Origin of the sequence: Streptococcus sp. 'group B' (genome assembly GCF_002073795.1) — a bacterium.
Classification (GTDB): Bacteria; Bacillota; Bacilli; order Lactobacillales; family Streptococcaceae; genus Streptococcus; species Streptococcus agalactiae.
The window spans coordinates 1,966,137-1,983,373 of the sequence record NZ_CP020432.1 but is presented as its reverse complement, the minus strand read 5'-3'; the positions used below and the strand labels follow the sequence as shown (position 1 = coordinate 1,983,373).

Genomic DNA, 17,237 nt, shown 5'->3' with positions numbered 1-17,237 from the left:
GAAATCTATTTGTGAAAAAGTAATCAATAATTACAACTGTTCACAAAAATATGTTATAATAAATAATATCAAATTATATAAGGAGTTTTACTAATGGCTAAATTGACTGTTAAAGACGTTGATTTGAAAGGTAAAAAAGTCCTCGTTCGTGTTGACTTTAATGTGCCTTTGAAAGACGGCGTTATCACTAACGACAACCGTATCACTGCGGCTCTTCCAACAATCAAGTATATCATCGAACAAGGTGGTCGTGCTATCCTCTTCTCTCACCTTGGACGTGTTAAAGAAGAAGCTGACAAAGAAGGAAAATCACTTGCACCGGTAGCTGCTGATTTAGCTGCTAAACTTGGTCAAGATGTTGTATTCCCAGGTGTTACTCGTGGTGCAAAATTAGAAGAAGCAATCAATGCTTTGGAAGATGGACAAGTTCTTTTGGTTGAAAACACTCGTTTTGAAGATGTTGACGGTAAGAAAGAATCTAAGAATGACGAAGAACTTGGTAAATACTGGGCTTCACTTGGAGATGGAATCTTCGTTAACGATGCATTTGGTACAGCACACCGTGCTCATGCATCAAACGTAGGTATTTCAGCAAACGTTGAAAAAGCTGTAGCTGGTTTCCTTCTTGAAAACGAAATTGCTTACATCCAAGAAGCAGTTGAAACTCCAGAACGCCCATTCGTAGCTATTCTTGGTGGCTCAAAAGTTTCTGATAAGATTGGTGTTATCGAAAACCTTCTTGAAAAAGCTGATAAAGTTCTTATCGGTGGTGGTATGACTTACACATTCTACAAAGCTCAAGGTATCGAAATCGGTAACTCACTTGTAGAAGAAGACAAATTGGATGTTGCTAAAGACCTCCTTGAAAAATCAAACGGTAAATTGATCTTGCCAGTTGACTCAAAAGAAGCAAACGCATTTGCTGGTTATACTGAAGTTCGCGACACTGAAGGTGAAGCAGTTTCAGAAGGGTTCCTTGGTCTTGACATCGGTCCTAAATCAATCGCTAAATTTGATGAAGCACTTACTGGTGCTAAAACAGTTGTATGGAACGGACCTATGGGTGTCTTTGAAAACCCTGACTTCCAAGCTGGTACAATCGGTGTAATGGACGCTATCGTTAAACAACCAGGCGTTAAATCAATCATCGGTGGTGGTGATTCAGCAGCAGCTGCTATCAACCTTGGTCGTGCTGACAAATTCTCATGGATCTCTACTGGTGGTGGAGCAAGCATGGAATTGCTCGAAGGTAAAGTATTACCAGGTTTGGCAGCATTGACTGAAAAATAATAGTCATTATAATTTATATTAAAGGACATGCTGATGCATGTCTTTTTTTAGTTGATAATGTAGAGTTATTGAACTTTCCTTGACTTCATTTATCATTTACTAGTTTTTAGATATAGTGGTATTTGGTTGACACTGCAATTTTCAAAAGTTTATGACGATTTGATATAAATTGGTTTATAAAAGATATACTAGTAATAAATAAAACGTTTACAAAAAGGGTTTTATGGATTGATATGTTAGAATATATAGTGAAGGGATAGGTATGAAAACGTTAAAAAAATTATTATCTAATTACAAGTTTGATATTAAAAAGTTTAAATTTGGAATGAGAACATTTAAAACAGGCTTATCGGTCTTTTTAGTTTTATTGGTTTTTCATTTATTTGGTTGGAACGGGCTTCAAATTGGTGCTCTAACTGCTGTATTTAGTTTAAGAGAAGACTTTGATAAAAGCGTGCACTTTGGTTTTTCTAGAATTATTGGTAATAGTATAGGTGGCTTACTCTCCTTAGTATTTTTTGCATTCAATGAGATATTTCATCAAGCTTTTTGGGTCACTTTATTAATTGTTCCTATTTGTACCATGTTATGTATCATGATTAATGTTGCTTGTAATAATAAATCAGGTATTATTGGGGGAACAGCCGCATTACTTATTATAACTTTATCTATCCCAAGCGGAGAGACAATTCTATATGTTTTTGCACGTATTTTTGAAACTTTTTGTGGTGTTTTTATTGCAATGATGGTTAATACAGATATTGAAATACTTCGGAAAAAACTAAAAAATAACAAATTATAGTTTGATGTCATAAAATCTCACATGAGAGTTGACATCAAACTTTTTAAAGTTTATAATGGTTTAATGAAAGGAGGCCATCATGAAAGAAAGAGAACTTAGGCGTACAATGGCTGTATTCCCGATTGGAGCTGTTATGAAGTTGACAGATTTGACTGCCAGACAAATTCGCTATTATGAGGATCAAGGGTTAATCACACCTGAACGTACTGAAGGTAACCGCCGCATGTTTTCACTGAATGATATGGACCGCTTACTGGAAATAAAAGACTTCATTAGCGATGGTTTGCATATTTCTGATATTAAAAATGAATACATGCAAAGACAACATAAGTCCAAAGAGAAACAAAAGTCATTATCAGATGCCGAGGTTCGTCGACTTTTACAAGATGAGCTCCGTAATCAAGGGCGTTTTTCAAGTCCTTCACAGCACATTGGAAATATGCATTTGTAAACATGCAGTCAAGCTAGATATTAAGGAGACTATATGACTATCACAGCAGAAGATATTCGTCGCGAAGTTAAGGAAAAAAATGTTACCTTCCTCCGTTTGATGTTCACAGATATCTTAGGAGTAATGAAAAATGTCGAAATTCCGGCTACAGATGAACAATTAGACAAAGTTTTATCAAATAAAGCAATGTTTGATGGATCTTCTATTGAGGGCTTTGTTCGTATCAATGAATCTGATATGTATTTATATCCTGATTTAGATACTTGGATTGTCTTTCCTTGGGGAGATGAAAATGGAGCTGTTGCAGGTCTAATCTGTGATATCTATACAGCAGAAGGAGAACCTTTTGCCGGAGATCCACGTGGAAATCTTAAGCGTAATATGAAACGTATGCAAGAGATGGGCTATAAGTCATTTAACTTAGGACCAGAACCTGAATTTTTCCTATTTAAAATGGATGAAAATGGTAACCCAACACTTGATGTTAATGACAAAGGAGGCTACTTTGACTTAGCTCCAACAGACTTAGCAGATAATACACGTCGTGAAATTGTTAATGTCTTAACACAAATGGGCTTTGAAGTTGAAGCTAGTCATCATGAAGTAGCAGTTGGACAGCATGAAATTGACTTTAAATATGATGATGTTTTAAAAGCCTGTGACAACATTCAATTATTTAAATTGGTTGTTAAAACAATTGCTCGTAAGCATGGTTTATATGCTACTTTTATGGCAAAACCTAAGTTTGGTATCAATGGTTCAGGTATGCATTGTAATATGTCTCTTTTTGATAATGAAGGGAACAATGCTTTCTTTGATCCAGAAGATCCACGTGGAATGCAATTATCAGAGGATGCCTACTACTTTTTAGGTGGGTTAATGAAACACGCTTACAATTACACAGCTATCATTAATCCAACTGTTAATTCTTATAAACGTTTGGTACCAGGATACGAAGCACCAGTTTACATTGCTTGGGCAGGTCGCAATCGTTCGCCACTTATTCGTGTACCTGCATCTCGAGGTATGGGAACACGCCTAGAATTGCGCTCGGTTGACCCAACAGCAAATCCTTATCTTGCTTTATCAGTACTTTTGGGATCAGGACTTGAGGGAATCGAGAATAAAATTGAAGCACCAGAACCAATTGAGACAAATATCTATGCTATGACTGTAGAAGAACGTCGTCAAGCAGGTATTGTTGATTTACCATCTACTCTTCATAATGCTCTTAAAGCACTTGAAGAAGATGAAGTGGTAAAAGCGGCCCTAGGAACTCATATCTATACTAATTTCTTAGACGCTAAGCGTATTGAATGGGCAAGTTATGCGACTTATGTTTCACAATGGGAAATTGATAATTACCTAGATTTATATTAATCATAAGAATGTTTATAACTAGTTTTAGGCTTTATTTTGTAAAGTCTAAAACTAGTTTTTTTGTAAATTATTGTAAAAAATTGCCTAAAACTTGTTACAGGTTTTCATTTGTCTGTTATATGGATTTGATAAACTAGGAGTCATCAGATGGAGGAAAACATGAACATAAAACAATTAAAGTCTAAAACAATGCTTGGAACAGTGGCTTTGGTGTCCGCTTTTTCATTTGCTTCAACAAATGCAGATGCGAATACATATAACTATGCAGTAGATGTAGACTACCTAGCAAGTGCGGAGGAAATTGCTCAAGCACATCCAGCTAGTAATACGTTTCCACTAGGTCAATGCACATGGGGTGTAAAGGAGATGGCAACATGGGCAGGTAACTGGTGGGGAAACGGTGGTGATTGGGCTGCGAGCGCCGCATCAGCTGGTTATACAGTAGGGACACAACCGCGCGTGGGTTCTATCGTATGTTGGACTGATGGTAGTTATGGACATGTGGCTTATGTTACAGCTGTAGATCCTGTCACTAATAAAATTCAGGTTTTAGAATCTAATTATGCAGGTCATCAATGGATTGATAATTATCGTGGTTGGTTTGATCCACAAAATACAGTAACACCAGGGGTAGTTAGCTACATTTATCCGAATTAATCTATAAAGAACTCCTCACATAGACGGTATAAAAGTACGATACTGTTTGGAGTTCTTTTATATTCTATAGTTATCCCAGAAGTAATTTGATATATTAACTTATTTTGCTAATATAGGCAATTAAAAAGAACGGAGAAAGTATTTTCCGTTCTTTTGTTTATTTATCAGGGGTAAGGACCATAGGAATAATGATAGGCTCACGCTCAGTTTTTTCATATAAGAATGGGCGTAAGGCATTAACAATAGCTCCATTTACTGATTGGATACTTGCATCTTTATTTTTCAGTGCAATACGAATAGCATTGAATAAGATATGTTGGCTTTCGCGAATAAGGTCCCCAGATTCTCTCATATAGATAAAGCCTCGGCTAAGGATGTCTGGTCCAGCTAAAATCATTTTTGAATCGAAATCAACGGTAGCAACGGCAAGGACAACACCATCTTCAGATAAGTCGTGGCGGTCACGTAGAACTGCCGCACCAATATCGCCAATACCATTCCCATCAACGTAGATATCTTGAGCATTGAAATGTCCAGCAATACGAGCAGAGTCGCTCGTTAAAGCTAAAACATCACCGTTTTCCATAATGAAGATATTCTCTTTAGGAATACCTGTGTCAACTGCTAAACCAGCATGGACTTTTTGCATGCGATACTCACCGTGTACGGGCATGAAATACTTTGGTTTAATCAAGCGTAACATTAATTTTTGTTCTTGTTGACCACCATGGCCGGAGGTATGGATATTGTTAATTTTACCATGAATAACATCGACACCAGCTTCTTGAATGGTATTGATTAATTTATTGACACTTGTTGTATTACCAGGGATTGGGCTTGATGAGAAAATCACAGTATCACCAGGCTGCAAAGTAACTTGACGATGAGTACCATTAGCGATACGAGCAAGTGCTGCCATAGACTCACCTTGACTACCTGTACACATAATTAAAACTTCACTAGCATGAAGATTTTTAAGTTCGCTTGGCTCAATGAAGGTACCTTTTGGAACTTTAATATAGCCAAGTTCAATACCGTTAACAATTGCCTTTTCCATTGACCGTCCAAAAACAGCAATTTTACGACCAGTTTTAACAGCAGCTTCAGCAGCCTGTTGGAGTCGGAAGATGTTTGAAGCAAAAGAGGCGAAAATAATACGTCCCTCGATACCTTCGATAATCTTCATAATAGATTGCCCAACAATTTTTTCGGAATTAGTGAAGGTTGGAACTTCAGCATTTGTCGAGTCTGATAAAAGGCAGAGGACACCATCTTCACCTAGAGCAGCCATACGATGTAAGTCAGCGGGCTCCCCAACAGGTGTAAAGTCAAATTTGAAGTCACCTGTACAAATAACCTTACCTTGAGGGGTATGAATAACAATACCTAATGGTTCAGGAATGGAGTGAGTAGTGCGGAAAAATGTAACGCTTAAGTTTTTAAAAGTCAGCTCTGTATTAGCGTGGATTTCGTATAATGTAGCGTCACGAAGTAAACCATGTTCTTCTAACTTACCTTTGATTAGAGCAAGAGCGAGAGGACCTGCATAAATCGGTAAATTAGCTTGTTTTAATAGAAAAGGAATACCACCGATGTGGTCCTCGTGCCCATGAGTTATAACAAGGGCCTTGATACGGTCAATGTTTTCAACGATATATGAATAGTCTGGGATAACATAATCTATTCCCAAAAGATCATCTTCAGGGAATTTAATACCAGCGTCTACAATAATAATTTCGTCTTGATATTCGATACCGTAAGTATTTTTTCCGATTTCACCGAGACCACCAATCGCATAAACCCCAACTTCTTCGGGTTTTAAGTTGATATTTGACATAATAAGTTTATCATAATGGGTAGATTACTCTAGCTATTATGTTTAACTCCTTTCTAGAACTCAGTGAGCTCGAAAACACCAGTTTCTTTTTCATATTCAAGGTGTTTGTCTGAAAGTAACTCGATGAATTCGATATTGTAAGCTGTATTTTCTTCAACTAGTTTACGTGCAGCAATGCGACCTTCTAATTCATTAGCTGCATCAATAGTAACGTAAAGTGTTTTGGTTTGCTCACGACGTGGGTTGCGTTCTTTTGTTTCTTGATAGAAAACTTTATAAATCATAATAATCCTTTCTTATCTCTCGGTTTTTCTAACTATAAAAAAATGGGTCAATGCCGTTAAGTGAGACAATGACAAACCATTATTAAGTTTTTATAGAGTAATAGAATTAACCTTGATTCGTTGCAATTATCATGATTATATCATAAAATAAGAGGTAGAATCAAGTAAGGGAAGTTAAATGATGAAAGTTTTAGCCTTTGATACTTCAAGCAAAGCACTATCAGTGGCTGTACTAAACAATATGGAATGTTTAGCGACTGTCACTATCAATATCAAAAAGAATCATAGCATTAATTTGATGCCAGCCATTGATTTTTTAATGCAATCAATTGATTTAGAACCTCAAGATTTGGACCGTATCGTAGTATCAGAGGGTCCAGGATCTTATACGGGCTTACGTGTAGCTGTTGCTACAGCAAAAATGCTAGCTTATACGCTTAAGATTGACTTAGTTGGAGTATCTAGCCTGTACGCTTTAACAAATGGATTTTCAGAAAATGATTTATTGGTACCACTTATAGATGCACGACGTAACAATGTTTATGTTGGTTTCTATCAAAATGGTGATACTGTTAAACCAGACTGTCACACTTCTCTTGAAGAAGTCTTACAAGAGGTGGGGAATAAAGCCAATGTTCATTTTGTCGGAGAGGTTGCAGCATTTTTTGATCAGATTAAGAAAGCCTTACCACATGCTAAAATTACAGAAACTTTACCTTGTGCAGTAGCAATTGGGCGCAAAGGACAAAAAATGAAAAGCGTTAATGTAGATGCGTTTGTTCCACGATACTTAAAACGTGTTGAAGCTGAGGAAAATTGGTTAAAAAACCACTGTGAAACGAATACAGAAGAATATATTAAGAGAGTTTGACATGGAATCATCAGAACAAGCACTGGCTATATGGAGCGTACTATCTGATGTCTATGACAAATCTCCGTGGAGTTTATCGCAGATTTCAGAAGATTTAAAAAAAGATTCAACAGATTATTTTTTTGTTTATAATGACGGTGAAGTCATTGGTTTTTTGGCTCTTCAACAATTGGTAGGTGAAGTAGAAATTACTAATATTGCTGTTAAAAAAAATTATCAAGGTAAAGGTTATGCTTACCAGTTAATGTCAATGATCGCCGATATAGAGGTGCCAGTTTTTCTTGAGGTTCGTTATTCAAATATCGTAGCACAAAAACTTTATGAGAGGTGTGGTTTTGTAGTTTTAAGAAAGCGCAAAAATTATTACCATGATCCAATTGAAGATGCTATAGTGATGCGCAAGGGATAAATAGTTGATGATAGAAAGGATATGAATAGTCCTCAATACTAATGGAAAAGACGATATTGATGGATTAATATCATTATGAAAGATAGATATATTTTAGCAGTGGAAAGTTCATGTGATGAAACTAGTGTTGCTATTTTAAAAAATGATAAAGAGTTACTAGCTAATATTATTGCAAGTCAAGTTGAAAGTCACAAACGTTTTGGTGGTGTTGTTCCTGAAGTGGCAAGCCGTCATCACGTTGAAGTAGTAACAACCTGTTTTGAGGATGCTCTTCAAGAAGCAGGTATTGTTGCTAGCGATTTGGATGCTGTTGCTGTAACATATGGTCCGGGATTAGTAGGAGCCTTATTGGTAGGTATGGCTGCAGCAAAAGCTTTCGCTTGGGCAAATAAATTACCTCTAATTCCTATAAACCACATGGCAGGTCATTTAATGGCAGCACGTGACGTTAAGGAACTTCAATACCCATTGTTAGCTTTGCTTGTCAGTGGGGGACATACAGAATTAGTATATGTTTCTGAACCGGGAGATTACAAAATAGTAGGAGAAACTCGGGATGATGCTGTTGGAGAAGCTTATGATAAAGTAGGCCGTGTTATGGGCTTAACTTATCCAGCAGGTCGCGAGATTGATCAGTTAGCTCATAAGGGTCAAGATACTTACCATTTTCCTAGAGCGATGATCAAAGAAGATCATCTTGAATTTTCTTTTTCTGGATTAAAATCTGCATTTATCAATTTACATCATAATGCAGAACAAAAGGGTGAAGCATTGGTTCTTGAAGATTTATGTGCTTCCTTTCAGGCGGCTGTTTTGGATATTTTATTGGCCAAAACTCAAAAAGCTTTGTTAAAGTATCCAGTGAAAACTTTAGTCGTTGCTGGTGGAGTTGCAGCTAATCAAGGACTTCGGGAACGCTTGGCTACTGATATTTCTCCTGATATTGATGTGGTTATTCCTCCTCTTAGATTATGTGGGGATAATGCAGGAATGATTGCATTAGCAGCAGCGATAGAGTTTGAAAAAGAGAATTTTGCTTCTTTAAAATTGAATGCCAAACCTAGTTTAGCTTTTGAGAGTTTATAGGTGTTCATAATATCAAAACGCTTGTTTTGATATTTTTTATTTGTTATAATGATTGAATATTCAAAAATATTAGCAAATGATATTGTCGCTATTTTTTTAACTAATAAAGGAGTTAAGGAATGTTACATTTTGAAAATGATTATAATAAAGGAGCTCATCCAGAGCTTTTAAATGCCCTTATTGAAACTAATGATCAAGGTCTATCGGGATATGGGACAGATAGTTACTGTCAACAAGCGGCAGATAAAATTCGAGAAGTCTGTTCCTGTCCACAAGCTGAAGTTGAGTTTTTAGTGGGTGGTACTCAAACAAATCAAGTAGTTATCAGTAGTATGCTTGCTTCTTATGAAGGAGTTATTGCTGCAGAAACAGGTCATGTGAGTAGTCATGAAGCAGGAGCCATAGAATTTTCAGGGCATAAGGTATTGACTTTACCTTCTCATAATGGGAAATTACTCGCAAGCGAAGTCGCAACTTATATTGAGACTTTTTATGCTGATGGTAATTACCAACACATGGTTTTTCCAGGAATGGTTTATATATCACATCCAACAGAATATGGAACACTTTATAGTAAAGCAGAACTAGAAGAGTTATCGAAGATTTGTAAACATTATCAAATCCCCTTATTTATTGACGGTGCTCGTCTGGGGTATGGTTTGGCTGCGAAAGATACAGATGTTGATTTCCCAACGATTGCAGCCTTATCAGATGTTTTTTATATTGGTGGAACCAAAATGGGGGCTCTTGCTGGGGAAGCAGTTGTTTTCACAAAGAAAAATCGTCCAAAACAGTTTACTACAATTGTAAAGCAGCATGGTGCGTTATTAGCCAAGGGAAGATTGCTGGGGCTTGCTTTTGATCGTTTCTTTACGGATAACCTTTACTTAAAAATTGGAAAGCATGCGATCGACTTAGCAGAGGAATTAAAAATCATTTTAGAAGAAAAAGGTTACTCATTCTATTTAAAATCACCAACTAATCAACAATTTATTATTGTAGAAAATACAAAACTAGCAGATTTAGCAAAGAATGTAGCTTATAGTTTTTGGGAAAAATATGATGACCATCATACTGTAATACGTCTAGCAACTAGTTGGTCAACTAGTCGCGAAGATGTAACTGCTTTAAGAAATGTCTTGTGAGTTTTTAATAAAAGAAATATTATTCAGTAGTGACTATTACAAAATAATAGTCTTGTTTTTGGGATTAACTAAAAGAATTTTATCAGTATTTATAATAATAAAAAGCTCGGTATCTTGGCATACCGGGCTTTTTGAAAATAAATAAATTGGCATCTATGATTTGAGATAAGAAAAATTTTTTCATCTTTTATTATTAGTCATTTAAGGATTGATGAGATCCTACATTCCTATGATAATAAAATTTTGAAGAAGTTTGTAATAGCTGAGTAAATACTCAACAGGTTAAATAATTACAATGTATTAACTATTCGTCCACACTCAATAGAATAGTCATAAAAAGTAACTATTTGTCTTCACGAATTACCAGCTTGCTTTTTTAATGCCAGGAATTTGGCCTTTGTAAGCTAGGTTACGGAAGTTAATACGACTCATACCGAATTTACGCATGTAAGCGTGAGGACGGCCATCGATTAAATCACGATTTTTAAGTCGGTTAGGGTTAGAATCTTTAGGAAGTTTACGAAGTGCTTCGTAATCACCCTTTTCTTTTAACTCACGACGTAGTTCAGCATATTGTTCTACGAGTTTTTGCTGTTTTTGAAATTTAGCAATTTTTGATTTCTTAGCCATGATTTCTCCTTTCCCAAAAAGATTTTTCTATCCCAAAACAGGGTGCCTAGTTAACTGGTAATTAACCGGTAAACAAGACATGATTCTATTATACTCTTTTCAGCTAAGAATGCAAGGAAAATGTTAACTGGATAAGTATTATATTGTAATGGTGATGAATGTGTTACAATAACAGTATGAATGAAAGATATATCCGATTTAACCCTAATATCGCGAAACAAAAACCCAGCAATAAAGACAAATGTCCATTTTGTGATAAAAGCCAATTAGGAAAAATCCTAGACGTGAAAGACGATATGATCTGGGTAGAAAATAAATACCCAACTTTAGAAGAAACCTATCAAACATTGGTGATTGAATCAAATGATCACAATGGGGATATTTCAGTTTATAGTGAGTCAAAGATGCGCCAATTGTTAGATTATCTTTTGTCAAAATGGCAATTAATGGAAGAAAGTGGTCATTACCGTTCGGTCGTTCTTTATCGAAATTTTGGGCCCTTATCTGGCGGAAGTTTACGACATCCTCATAGCCAAATTGTTGGCTTAAAAAACGTAGATGCTTATGAAACGTTGAACTTAGATTGGTTTGATGGTATCGAGGTTTGTTCGGAAACGAGTCAACAAGCAGAGATTAGTATTGCCAATCGTCCTATGCTTGATTTCACAGAGTTCACAATTAAAGTATCCAAATTGGAAAACGCTATTTTGATTGCAGATAGTTTACCAATTTTGTGTCATTATATTTTAAATGAATTCTTGGGAGGGCGCTGTAAATCTTATAATCTCTTTTTCTATAAGCATGATGGGGGTCTTATTTGTAAAATTGTTCCTCGTTTTATAGTATCCCCTTATCAGATTGGGTATGCTATTCATCAGGTAAATTTACCAGATGAATTGGAAAAAATCAAAGAAGCCTTAAGAGCCAAATATTATCTTTAAATTCTATATAAAAAAGCTGACGGAATTGTTCAGCTTTCATGTATTAATAGTGTAAGCTACCAGCTACCCAGCCTGTACATAAGGCAGAAGTAATGTTAAACCCTCCCGTATGAGCATTGATGTCTAGGACTTCACCAGCAAAATGTAAACCAGCTACCTTTTTACTTTCAAGTGTTTTGGGGTTTATTTCTTTAAGATCAACTCCCCCTTTTGTTACAAAGGATTTTGCTAGAGACATCTTGCCAGTTACTAAAATAGGAAGTTTTTTAAGTTTTTGAATTAACATTTCTAAGTCTTTTACAGATACTTGTTTTACTTTTTCGGGTAAGTCTTCAGCGTAAAATTCAGCTAAACGCTCAGGAAGAAGTATTTTAAGAGCGTTTTTCAAAGATTTTTCTCTTTCATTTTGGAAGTGTATTTCCAATTCTTTAACAGAGATATTGGGCAAAACATCTAGGTATATAGTTTCTCCGCCTTTGACAAAGCTAGAAATTCGCAAGGCTGCTGGTCCTGATAATCCAAAATGAGTAAAGAGAAGATCGTGTGTAATAATATGCTTTTCAAATGACAAAGTGACATCATCTAAGGAGATACCTTGTAGTTTTTTATGGGGAAAATCAGTTAAAAGAGGGCTTTCGGCGGCTTCCATATCTGTGACTTCTAATTTAAAGTGACGAGCAATGTCATGACCGAAACCAGTAGAACCTGTAGACGGATAGGATTTACCACCAGTTGTTACGATAAGTTTATCGGATGCGAACTGTGTATCTTTAGTTTTGATATAGAATGAATCTCCTATCTTTTTGACAGAGACAACTTCTGTGTCAGTCATAATTTGACCACCAAGTTCTTTTATTTTATTTTCAAGGGCGTTAATGATAGTACGAGATTTATCAGTAGTAGGGAACATACGCCCATGATCTTCTTCTTTAAGTGTGACGCCGTTGTCTTGAAAGAAGTTAATAATATCATGGTTATCAAATTGTGAGAAGACGCTATATAGGAAACGGCCATTTCCAGGTATACCAGCTAAGAGCTCATCAAGGTTTCCATTATTGGTAACATTACAGCGGCCACCACCTGTTCCAGCTAGTTTTTTGCCTAAACGTTTATTTTTCTCAATAAGAAGTGTTTTGTTGCCGTAAAAATTTGAGGAAATAGCTGCCATCATTCCAGCAGGTCCACCACCTATAATTATTGTGTCATAATGCTTCATAATCTTATTCTAGCATATAAATAGAGAAATAGACGTCAAAATGTCTTGTTTGACACTTTAAGTTGACAGTAAATTGACACTAGATTAGGATTGTGATATTCTTTTATAAGAAAATCAGTACAAAAGAGGAAGTTATGACAGTTGAAAAGACGGTTAGTGAATTAGCTGAAATTTTAGGGGTTAGTCGTCAAGCGATGAATAACAGAGTTAAAACACTCCCTGAAGAATGTGTGGAAAAGAATAGTAAAGGCGTTACAGTTGTTAATCGTGATGGCTTGATTAAATTGGAAGAAATCTATAAAAAAACTATTTTGGAAGAGGAACCAATTGACGAAGAAGCATCAAGACGAGAACTTTTAGAAATTCTCGTTGATGAGAAGAATACTGAAATCACACGTTTATATGAACAGTTAAAAGCAAAAGATATTCAGATTGCTTCAAAAGACGAGCAGTTACATGTAAAAGATATTCAAATAGCAGAGAAAGATAAGCAATTAGATCAACAACAGCAATTGACTTTAACTGCTATGGAAGATACGCAACGTCTGCAACTTGAGTTAAATGAAGCTAAAGCAGAGGTTGAGGAGATTCAAGAAGCCAAAGAAGAAAAAATTCAAGAATTAGAAGCTGTTAAAAAAAGTTTCTTTGGACGTTTCTTCAATAAAAAATAGAATAAAAGCGTAAGGAGTTTCCTTGCGCTTTTTAGGAGAAATAATGAAACAATTACAAGAATATATAGCTTTTGATTTAGAGTTTAACACGGTTGGTGAGCATAGCCATATTATTCAAGTGTCGGCCGTTAAATATTCTAATCATCAAGAGATTGCTTTATTTGATACTTATGTTCACACAAAAGTTCCATTACAAAGCTTTATTAATGGTTTAACAGGTATTACAGCTAGAGATATTATAGGGGCTCCTAAAATTGAGATAGTTTTGACAGACTTTCAGAGTTTTGTTGGAGATACACCACTGATTGGTTATAATGGGTATAAATCGGATTTACCCCTTTTAGTTGAAAATGGTTTGGATCTAACTAGTCAATATCAGGTGGACTTATATGATGAAGCTTTTGTGAGACGCAGTACAGATTTAAATGGTATTGTCAACCTTAAATTGACTACTGTTGCTGACTTTTTAGGAATAAAGGGTAAAGCACATAATAGCTTAGAGGATGCCCGTATGACTGCGCGTGTTTATGAAAAATTTCTGGACTTGGATGAAAATAAAATCTATTTAAAACAGCAAAAAGAGGTAGCAGTTGATAGCCCATTTGCGACTTTAGGAAATTTGTTTGATTAATTGTTGTAGTTTTATTTAAAGTTAAAAATACTTAGCGTTATTACTTGCTTATTACCTTAGGTCATTTGATATAGTAAAGGTGTTTCTGATAAAGAAGTGTTTACTATATTAAAGGAGGTGTGAAACATGTCAGAAAAATATTCCACTGGTGACTTAGCTAAAGAAGCAGGAGTTACTGTTCGTACTGTTCAGTACTATGACAAAAGAGGAATTTTATCCCCATCAGAACTATCTGAAGGAGGTAGGAGGGTTTATAGTATTGCTGATTTAGAAAAGCTTAGACAAATTATTTATTTACGAGATTTAGATTTTTCAATTGATAATATCAAAAATCTATTTACTGAAGACAATGCTAGCCAGATTTTAGAGCTTTTTTTACAAGTGTAGATAAGAGAATTAAGGCTAGCTATTGATAGTAAAAAAGACAAACTTGACAAAGCTGTCAACCTACTAAAAACTGTAGAAAAACAAGATAGTAAAACATTAGGCTATCTTTCTGACATTGTGCTTATGGAAGAAAACAAAAGAAAATGGGGTATACTACAAAAAAGCATAGTGCTACAAGTCGTTATGATTATTATGGTCTATATTACGTTAATAATAGCAGCAGTTTCTCTAAATCAAAGATGGCTTATGTGGATAGCAGTAACAGTATTCTTAATAGCTATGAATGGTATGGTTTGGTATTTTAAACAACAGGTTGTTTATCTTTGTCCAAATTGTCATCAAACCTTTACACCGACATATCAAGCATTTAATCTAGCGAAACATACCCCTAAGACGCGAAAAGTATTCTGTCCACATTGTCACCAAAAGTCACATTGTATAGAGTTAGCCAGAGAAGAACGTTAAAGAACTCCCTTGAATTCAAGAGAGTCCTTTTTATTTAGAATAAGTTGGAATACTATAATATTAACTATATCAATTAGCAGAATACATATAATCGCGTGTCATAGGCATAGTGTCTTTTGAAACACCTTTTGAAAGCAAGTATTGAAAAATATCAATATTGCCAGATTCAAAAGAGGCCGCACAAGATTGAAGATAGAGGTCCCACATATTGATAAAACGCTTATCATGAGTTTTCTGAACTTCAGGAAGGGCATTGTGGAAATTTTTTGTCCATAATTCGAGAGTCTTTTGATAGTGACGACGAAGCGGTTCTAAGTCAGCAATTTGAAGTCCAGCACTAGCTATATGATTTAAATTTTCAGTTAAACGAGGGATATATCCTCCTGGGAAGATATACTTATTAATCCAAGAATTAGTTCCACTACCATGATTACCACCCACTTGTCCAGTAATACCATGAATAAGAGCTAGACCATTGATGTTGAGTCTTTTAGAAATGGTTTGGAAGTATTGAGATAAATTTTCTTTTCCTACATGTTCAAACATACCAACACTAGTGATATAATCGTATGTTTCACGAATGTCACGATAATCTTTAATGAGGACTGTTACTTTATTTTCCAACCCTTCTTCCTTGATACGCTTAGTAATGAAAGAAGCCTGCTCTTCACTTAAGGTGATACCTGTCGCATTTAAGCCATATTCTTTAGCAGCAGTAATGATAAGTGTCCCCCAGCCACAACCGATGTCTAGTAATTTCCCTCCCGGCTGAGCATTTAATTTATTAAGAATATGGTGTACTTTGTTTAGTTGAGCTTGCTCTAGACTATCATTTTCATGTTTAAAATAGGCGCATGAATAAGTCATGGTATCATCAAGCCACAGTTTATAGAAATCATTTCCGATGTCATAATGCTTTTGAATGTCGGATTTACTGTGTTTTTTATCATGAAATTGTTTAGGAATCAATTTGCTAAATTTACTATTACGTAGAAAGCTGTCTCCACAGCGGTAAGCTGATAAAATTAATTCTTGTATAGAACCATAAATTTCAATGTCTCCATCCATAACAGCTTCACCCAATACTATGGAAGGGTCTTTTGATAGCTCCGAGACGGAGAAATTTTTGTTTAGTTTAAGTTTGACGTGGGGATTGCTACCATTATAAGTTTCAATATTCCCATTTGGATAAGTGACTTGTAAGGGTATATCAAATGTACTCTTAATCAACTGTTTTATGATTAGACTATCCATAACCATGGTTAGTCACCTTCTCTCTAATATTTTCAATGTTATTATACCTCTCTGCTGATTTTTTGCAAATATTTTTTGAAAATAAAACTTGTTTTCGTGAAAAAATGAAAGAAGTTTGAAATAAAAATCACATTTACAGGTGATTCAGTAAATGTGATTTATTTTTTAGAATGGCATTTTACCCGCAAATGCTCCCATAATTTTTTTTGTAGCATCGTCAACTTGGCTTAAAGCGTCATTGATAGCTTGAGTTGTCATGTCTTGTAGTGTTTCAATATCTTCAGGGTCTACCACAGCTTCTTTGTAATCAATTGAAATTAGCTTTTTATCGCCTGTAAATGTCACGGTAACGAGCTCTTGAGCAGATTTTCCAGTAAACTGGCTAGCTGCTAAATCAGCTTGCGTTTGTTCCATTTGTTTTTGAAGCTTTTGTGCTTGACGCATCATATTTTGCATATTCATCATAAGACTATATTCTCCTAAATTTTGATACCTTACTATTATAGCATAGGATGAGAGAAAAAAGTGATAAACTAAAGTAAGTAGAAGGATTAGATTTATTGAATTTTATTAACCTTAGTTGTTAAATGCTTGTTTTATTAAGTGTTTATACTAAAGATAATGGTATGGGATATCAAGAAGAATTATGTATGCATAAAAGGTTAAAATGGTTAGTGGCAGCTATGTGTTTATGATTCATCTTATAGGGACGTCAGCTGATTAGTAAGAAGTAGGGTCAAAAAAATGCTCTCAAGTATCAGTAAGTACGAAAGATAAAAGCACGTTAAAGAAGAACAACTAGCTTACCTCAAAGAACATGAACAAGAAAT

At 35.3% G+C, this 17,237-nt stretch carries 18 protein-coding genes and 1 pseudogene; 13 read left to right on the top strand and 6 right to left on the bottom strand.

Translation table 11 applies throughout. The features are described from left to right. Positions 1-93 precede the first annotated feature (93 nt). The 5 genes from A6J68_RS10400 (at position 94) to A6J68_RS10380 (ending at position 4,580) form a co-directional block, all read left to right on the top strand. On the top strand, positions 94-1,290 hold the full coding sequence (locus A6J68_RS10400) for a phosphoglycerate kinase (protein ID WP_001096753.1): 1,197 nt from the start codon (positions 94-96) through the stop codon (positions 1,288-1,290). Positions 1,291-1,552: 262 nt separating this feature from the next. Beyond that, entirely contained in the window at positions 1,553-2,092 is a 540-nt protein-coding gene (locus tag A6J68_RS10395; protein WP_000854120.1) for an FUSC family protein, read from the top strand. A gap of 79 nt (positions 2,093-2,171) precedes the next feature. Next, positions 2,172-2,543: a MerR family transcriptional regulator gene (locus A6J68_RS10390; protein WP_000664338.1), complete on the top strand. Its 372-nt coding sequence runs from the start codon at positions 2,172-2,174 to the stop codon at positions 2,541-2,543. Between the two features lie 33 nt (positions 2,544-2,576). After that, positions 2,577-3,923 carry a type I glutamate--ammonia ligase gene (gene glnA, locus A6J68_RS10385; RefSeq protein WP_000156225.1) on the top strand — a complete coding sequence of 449 codons (1,347 nt, stop codon included), beginning with the start codon at positions 2,577-2,579 and terminating at the stop codon, positions 3,921-3,923. 147 nt (positions 3,924-4,070) lie between these two features. Beyond that, the gene (locus tag A6J68_RS10380; RefSeq protein WP_000392202.1) at positions 4,071-4,580 is read left to right on the top strand and encodes a CHAP domain-containing protein; all 510 of its coding nucleotides are present in this window, start codon (positions 4,071-4,073) and stop codon (positions 4,578-4,580) included. Positions 4,581-4,737: 157 nt separating this feature from the next. Here A6J68_RS10380 and rnjA read toward each other — a convergent pair whose 3' ends face one another. Next, positions 4,738-6,417: a ribonuclease J1 gene (gene rnjA, locus A6J68_RS10375; protein WP_000065498.1), complete on the bottom strand. Its 1,680-nt coding sequence runs from the start codon at positions 6,415-6,417 to the stop codon at positions 4,738-4,740. 53 nt (positions 6,418-6,470) lie between these two features. Next, positions 6,471-6,701, bottom strand: coding sequence for a DNA-dependent RNA polymerase subunit epsilon (locus tag A6J68_RS10370; RefSeq protein ID WP_000639570.1), 231 nt, complete (start codon positions 6,699-6,701; stop codon positions 6,471-6,473). A gap of 178 nt (positions 6,702-6,879) precedes the next feature. On the opposite strand from A6J68_RS10370, the gene tsaB reads away from it, so the two are divergent. The 4 genes from tsaB (at position 6,880) to A6J68_RS10350 (ending at position 10,212) form a co-directional block, all read left to right on the top strand. After that, entirely contained in the window at positions 6,880-7,572 is a 693-nt protein-coding gene (tsaB, locus tag A6J68_RS10365; protein ID WP_000978608.1) for a tRNA (adenosine(37)-N6)-threonylcarbamoyltransferase complex dimerization subunit type 1 TsaB, read from the top strand. Between the two features lies 1 nt (position 7,573). Then, the gene (gene rimI, locus A6J68_RS10360) at positions 7,574-7,981 is read left to right on the top strand and encodes a ribosomal protein S18-alanine N-acetyltransferase (RefSeq protein WP_000445945.1); all 408 of its coding nucleotides are present in this window, start codon (positions 7,574-7,576) and stop codon (positions 7,979-7,981) included. 75 nt (positions 7,982-8,056) lie between these two features. After that, positions 8,057-9,067, top strand: coding sequence for a tRNA (adenosine(37)-N6)-threonylcarbamoyltransferase complex transferase subunit TsaD (gene tsaD / locus A6J68_RS10355; RefSeq protein ID WP_000655087.1), 1,011 nt, complete (start codon positions 8,057-8,059; stop codon positions 9,065-9,067). A gap of 119 nt (positions 9,068-9,186) precedes the next feature. Beyond that, positions 9,187-10,212, top strand: coding sequence for a threonine aldolase family protein (locus tag A6J68_RS10350; protein WP_000902186.1), 1,026 nt, complete (start codon positions 9,187-9,189; stop codon positions 10,210-10,212). Between the two features lie 360 nt (positions 10,213-10,572). On the opposite strand, the gene rpsN is transcribed toward A6J68_RS10350, so the two are convergent. Continuing rightward, entirely contained in the window at positions 10,573-10,842 is a 270-nt protein-coding gene (rpsN, locus tag A6J68_RS10340; RefSeq protein ID WP_001085659.1) for a 30S ribosomal protein S14, read from the bottom strand. A 158-nt stretch (positions 10,843-11,000) separates the two neighbouring features. On the opposite strand from rpsN, the gene A6J68_RS10335 reads away from it, so the two are divergent. Continuing rightward, a complete protein-coding gene (locus tag A6J68_RS10335) occupies positions 11,001-11,783 on the top strand; it encodes a DUF4931 domain-containing protein (protein ID WP_000338252.1) in 783 nt (260 codons plus the stop codon). A 43-nt stretch (positions 11,784-11,826) separates the two neighbouring features. Here A6J68_RS10335 and A6J68_RS10330 read toward each other — a convergent pair whose 3' ends face one another. Further along, positions 11,827-12,999, bottom strand: a complete 1,173-nt coding sequence (locus A6J68_RS10330) for an NAD(P)/FAD-dependent oxidoreductase (protein ID WP_000683561.1) — start codon at positions 12,997-12,999, stop codon at positions 11,827-11,829. A 134-nt stretch (positions 13,000-13,133) separates the two neighbouring features. On the opposite strand from A6J68_RS10330, the gene A6J68_RS10325 reads away from it, so the two are divergent. The 3 genes and pseudogenes from A6J68_RS10325 (at position 13,134) to A6J68_RS10315 (ending at position 15,153) form a co-directional block, all read left to right on the top strand. Beyond that, entirely contained in the window at positions 13,134-13,670 is a 537-nt protein-coding gene (locus A6J68_RS10325) for a DUF536 domain-containing protein (protein ID WP_000215421.1), read from the top strand. Positions 13,671-13,713: 43 nt separating this feature from the next. Then, positions 13,714-14,301 (top strand): 3'-5' exonuclease, encoded by a 588-nt coding sequence (locus tag A6J68_RS10320; RefSeq protein WP_000811662.1) that lies wholly within the window; start codon positions 13,714-13,716, stop codon positions 14,299-14,301. 126 nt (positions 14,302-14,427) lie between these two features. Beyond that, positions 14,428-15,153: pseudogene (locus A6J68_RS10315) on the top strand (MerR family transcriptional regulator). Between the two features lie 69 nt (positions 15,154-15,222). On the opposite strand, the gene A6J68_RS10310 reads toward A6J68_RS10315, so the two are convergent. Together A6J68_RS10310 and A6J68_RS10305 are read right to left on the bottom strand one after the other, a co-directional pair. Further along, entirely contained in the window at positions 15,223-16,413 is a 1,191-nt protein-coding gene (locus A6J68_RS10310) for an SAM-dependent methyltransferase (protein WP_000244923.1), read from the bottom strand. Between the two features lie 159 nt (positions 16,414-16,572). Further along, on the bottom strand, positions 16,573-16,872 hold the full coding sequence (locus A6J68_RS10305; protein ID WP_000981535.1) for a YbaB/EbfC family nucleoid-associated protein: 300 nt from the start codon (positions 16,870-16,872) through the stop codon (positions 16,573-16,575). Between the last annotated feature and the right edge of the window lie 365 nt (positions 16,873-17,237).

Bases quoted from the DNA above. Each gene is read 5' to 3' on its own strand.
- tsaB (WP_000978608.1), top strand. From the start codon at position 6,880: ATGATGAAAGTTTTAGCCTTTGATACTTCAAGCAAAGCACTATCAGTG.
- A6J68_RS10350 (WP_000902186.1), top strand. From the start codon at position 9,187: ATGTTACATTTTGAAAATGATTATAATAAAGGAGCTCATCCAGAGCTT.
- A6J68_RS10325 (WP_000215421.1), top strand. From the start codon at position 13,134: ATGACAGTTGAAAAGACGGTTAGTGAATTAGCTGAAATTTTAGGGGTT.
- A6J68_RS10380 (WP_000392202.1), top strand. From the start codon at position 4,071: ATGGAGGAAAACATGAACATAAAACAATTAAAGTCTAAAACAATGCTT.
- A6J68_RS10310 (WP_000244923.1), bottom strand. From the start codon at position 16,413: ATGGTTATGGATAGTCTAATCATAAAACAGTTGATTAAGAGTACATTT.
- A6J68_RS10320 (WP_000811662.1), top strand. From the start codon at position 13,714: ATGAAACAATTACAAGAATATATAGCTTTTGATTTAGAGTTTAACACG.
- A6J68_RS10370 (WP_000639570.1), bottom strand. From the start codon at position 6,701: ATGATTTATAAAGTTTTCTATCAAGAAACAAAAGAACGCAACCCACGT.
- rnjA (WP_000065498.1), bottom strand. From the start codon at position 6,417: ATGTCAAATATCAACTTAAAACCCGAAGAAGTTGGGGTTTATGCGATT.
- rpsN (WP_001085659.1), bottom strand. From the start codon at position 10,842: ATGGCTAAGAAATCAAAAATTGCTAAATTTCAAAAACAGCAAAAACTC.
- A6J68_RS10390 (WP_000664338.1), top strand. From the start codon at position 2,172: ATGAAAGAAAGAGAACTTAGGCGTACAATGGCTGTATTCCCGATTGGA.
- A6J68_RS10395 (WP_000854120.1), top strand. From the start codon at position 1,553: ATGAAAACGTTAAAAAAATTATTATCTAATTACAAGTTTGATATTAAA.
- A6J68_RS10305 (WP_000981535.1), bottom strand. From the start codon at position 16,872: ATGATGAATATGCAAAATATGATGCGTCAAGCACAAAAGCTTCAAAAA.
- A6J68_RS10400 (WP_001096753.1), top strand. From the start codon at position 94: ATGGCTAAATTGACTGTTAAAGACGTTGATTTGAAAGGTAAAAAAGTC.
- glnA (WP_000156225.1), top strand. From the start codon at position 2,577: ATGACTATCACAGCAGAAGATATTCGTCGCGAAGTTAAGGAAAAAAAT.
- A6J68_RS10335 (WP_000338252.1), top strand. From the start codon at position 11,001: ATGTGTTACAATAACAGTATGAATGAAAGATATATCCGATTTAACCCT.
- A6J68_RS10330 (WP_000683561.1), bottom strand. From the start codon at position 12,999: ATGAAGCATTATGACACAATAATTATAGGTGGTGGACCTGCTGGAATG.
- tsaD (WP_000655087.1), top strand. From the start codon at position 8,057: ATGAAAGATAGATATATTTTAGCAGTGGAAAGTTCATGTGATGAAACT.
- rimI (WP_000445945.1), top strand. From the start codon at position 7,574: ATGGAATCATCAGAACAAGCACTGGCTATATGGAGCGTACTATCTGAT.